At 52.7% G+C, this 2883-nt stretch carries 3 protein-coding genes; all 3 read right to left on the bottom strand.

The annotated features are described in order from the left end of the window. Positions 1-24 precede the first annotated feature (24 nt). Positions 25-360: an SH3 domain-containing protein gene (locus tag AC0QHF_RS02065; protein WP_324702521.1), complete on the bottom strand. Its 336-nt coding sequence runs from the start codon at positions 358-360 to the stop codon at positions 25-27. Positions 361-449: 89 nt separating this feature from the next. Beyond that, positions 450-743 (bottom strand): SH3 domain-containing protein, encoded by a 294-nt coding sequence (locus AC0QHF_RS02060; protein ID WP_324702520.1) that lies wholly within the window; start codon positions 741-743, stop codon positions 450-452. Between the two features lie 332 nt (positions 744-1075). Next, the gene (locus tag AC0QHF_RS02055; RefSeq protein WP_324702519.1) at positions 1076-2515 is read right to left on the bottom strand and encodes a sensor histidine kinase; all 1440 of its coding nucleotides are present in this window, start codon (positions 2513-2515) and stop codon (positions 1076-1078) included. Between the last annotated feature and the right edge of the window lie 368 nt (positions 2516-2883).

The raw sequence follows: 2883 nt of genomic DNA, 5'->3' as shown, positions 1-2883 counted from the left end.
GCGACTTCAGTCGCCGTTCGCTTTTCATCCGTGCTTTAAAAAGACACGGCTTTCAAGCTCTCGTCCTTTTCTCGTAATAAAGTCACCCCTCACCCAACCCCGGGCGCCGGAGCCGTAGAATTCTATATAATACCACATATATCCATCATTGGCGATGGTTTCATTGATGACGTTAACCCCGTCTCCGGCATAGCCGTAGTGAGGAGAAGAATAACCGGTTCCGGGGCCGGAGCGAATGTTAATTTGGGAGCCGTAATCGGAAGTTGTCAAGCGGGCGGGATAAGCGAAGCTGGGAAGGGCGACGGCGGCCATCATGGCGATCGCAGAACAGGTAGCCAGGACTAATGTTTTGGGACTCATGGAACGACTCCAGAAGTAATAAAGTGTGTGTCGAGCAAGGATGTGTGTCTGATTTTTTCGGTCAAACTGTCGGGAATTGAACGGTGGGATTAGTAGGTGATGAAGTCCCCGCGAACCCAACCCCGGGCGCCGGAGCCGTAGAATTCGATGTAGTACCAGGTGTATCCGTCGTCGCCGATGGTGTCGTTGATGATTTCAACCCGATCGTCATCGTAGCCGTAGTGAGGAGAAGAATAGCCGGTTCCGGGGCCGGAGCGAATGTTAATTTGGGAGCCGTAATCATCAGAAGTTAAATAGCCCGGATAAGCCAAACCGGGGAGGGCGGTGGCAGCCATCATGGCGATCGCGGAACAGGTAGTCAGGACTAATGTTTTGGGACTCATGGAACGACTCCAGTATTAATAAAGTGAAGTTTGAGCCAGAATTGGTGTCGGGTGCTTTGCTGTTTTCTAGCTTGTTCTTATTATTTCCGGAACAACCGGGGTTTGGAAATCGTGGAACTACCGAACTTTTGAATGTAAACTTGTGTAAAACTGTGGAAATTACCGAGATATTTGTGAATTTGAGGTGACTTCCATTACATCTATCAAGTTGATAGCTCAAGTTGATAGATTGAATTCGCTCGGTATTGATGCGGTGTGTGCGAGGCAGATGGTATCAATGTTAACAAAAATGCGTCAACAAAAGTGATGGGATTGTCGGGTGGAAAAGGCTTTCACTCGGGTTGATGTAAGGGAAGAGTAACTGTGACGATCGTCCCCCGGTTCACTTCACTTTCGATCTGGATCTGACCCCGGTGATTTTGCACGATCGCGGCGACAATTGACAACCCCAAGCCCGACCCCGACAAACTGCGGTGGCTGCGGGCTGGATCGACCCGGTAAAAGCGATCGAAAATGTGGGGGAGGGCTTCGGGGGGGATGCCGATGCCGGTATCTTTGACGGAGACTTGCAGGGCTTCAAATTGCCCTCGCCAATCTCGGGATTCTGGGGTTCGGGGCGATCGCATTTCCTCCCGGGAAGAAAATCGCCCGTTTCTGGGGATATATTGGAGCGTGACGATAATTTCTCCGCCCCCGGGGGTGTAGTTCAAGCTGTTGCCGATCAAATTAATAAATAATCGCCCCAACTGATCGCGATCGCCCTCCAAAGTAAATAAATCCGTTTCGACTTCGGGGGGGAGCGTCTCCCCCTCCGACACCGGGGAAGGGGGGTCGATCAAATTCAGGGACAGGTGGATGTCAGCCGCCGAGACGATCGCTTCGAGTTCCTCCATCACTTCCATCAGCAAAGCATCCAGGGGGACGGGGGCGAATTTTGACTGTACCATTCCCCCATCCTGTCGGGCCAAAAATAGCAGGTCGTCCACCAGGCGGCCCAGGCGCCGGGTCAGGCGCTCGATCGCCTGCAATTGTTGTTGGCTATCCGGATTGATATTTGGATCGGCCAAGGCGACTTGAACATTGGTTTGGATCGTCGCGATCGGGCTGCGGAGTTCGTGGGAGGCGTCGGCGGTAAACTGTTTGAGATGCTGATAAGATTCCCGCACGGGTTCGATCGCCAACTCCGACAAAAACCAGCCGATGGCTGCCACAGAAATCAACGTCAAAACCGCCCCCGTCGCCAGATCCGTCACCAACTGGCGGATCGGCTTCGTCACCTCAAACCAGGGGTGGCTGACTCGCAGATACCCCAAAACTTGACGACCGATTTCGACGCGATCGGTCACTTGTCGCAGTACCATTTCCTGGGAGTTCCCGGCGGGTTCGTCGAGTAACGACCAGTGATGATCCCTCAAGCGAACCGTTTCCCCGTTTCGGTGGGGGTGGAGGGGGATGTCGAGGGGTTCGGAGAGGGTGGACCACAATAATTCCCCCGTGGGGCCGAACCATTCTATATCGATGTGGTCGTCGTCGGCCGCATCGACATTATTGCGAAAGCTGGCTTCGATATTGACGGCGTACTGACCCCCCCGGACGGGTTCGATGACGAGCGATCGCTCCACCACTTCCACAACATGATTGAGGGTATCGTCGATGCGATCGATGAGGGTATTGCGGACGTAGAGATAAAAGCCGCTGGCGAACAGCAGCAACAGCACTGCGGTGACGGCGGTGTACCAGAGGGCCAAACGGCGGCGGGTGGCTTGGAACATGGTTGGGGAATGGGGAAAAAACCGGGTTTCTAGGGGAGATGTGGGTGGGGAGGATCAGAGTCCCCAGGTTTAGCGATCGCCGGTGATCGCAAAAATGAAGAGTGCAAATGCCGCGATCGCCACCGCCCCGAGGAGCAAAAATTTGCGTCTAGAATTGACCATTTTTCCCGATTTTTTGCCGACAGTTTTCCAAGCTTCCGCTGGGGAAAATTAACCCTTAATAATTAATCATTAATCATTAATCATTTTAAATCGGGAACTTGTGAATTTTTGACGGTTGACTTTTGACTTTTATAGCAATGAGCGCTCGTGTGTTTACAGTTCGGTTCGTGGAACAGAACCCGAAACTTCCATGTGTCTTGGCGATT

Source organism: Lyngbya sp. CCY1209 (assembly GCF_055795065.1).
This window is presented reverse-complemented; position numbering and strand designations above follow the sequence as displayed.

Bases quoted from the DNA above. Each gene is read 5' to 3' on its own strand.
- AC0QHF_RS02065 (WP_324702521.1), bottom strand. From the start codon at position 360: ATGAGTCCCAAAACATTAGTCCTGGCTACCTGTTCTGCGATCGCCATG.
- AC0QHF_RS02060 (WP_324702520.1), bottom strand. From the start codon at position 743: ATGAGTCCCAAAACATTAGTCCTGACTACCTGTTCCGCGATCGCCATG.
- AC0QHF_RS02055 (WP_324702519.1), bottom strand. From the start codon at position 2,515: ATGTTCCAAGCCACCCGCCGCCGTTTGGCCCTCTGGTACACCGCCGTC.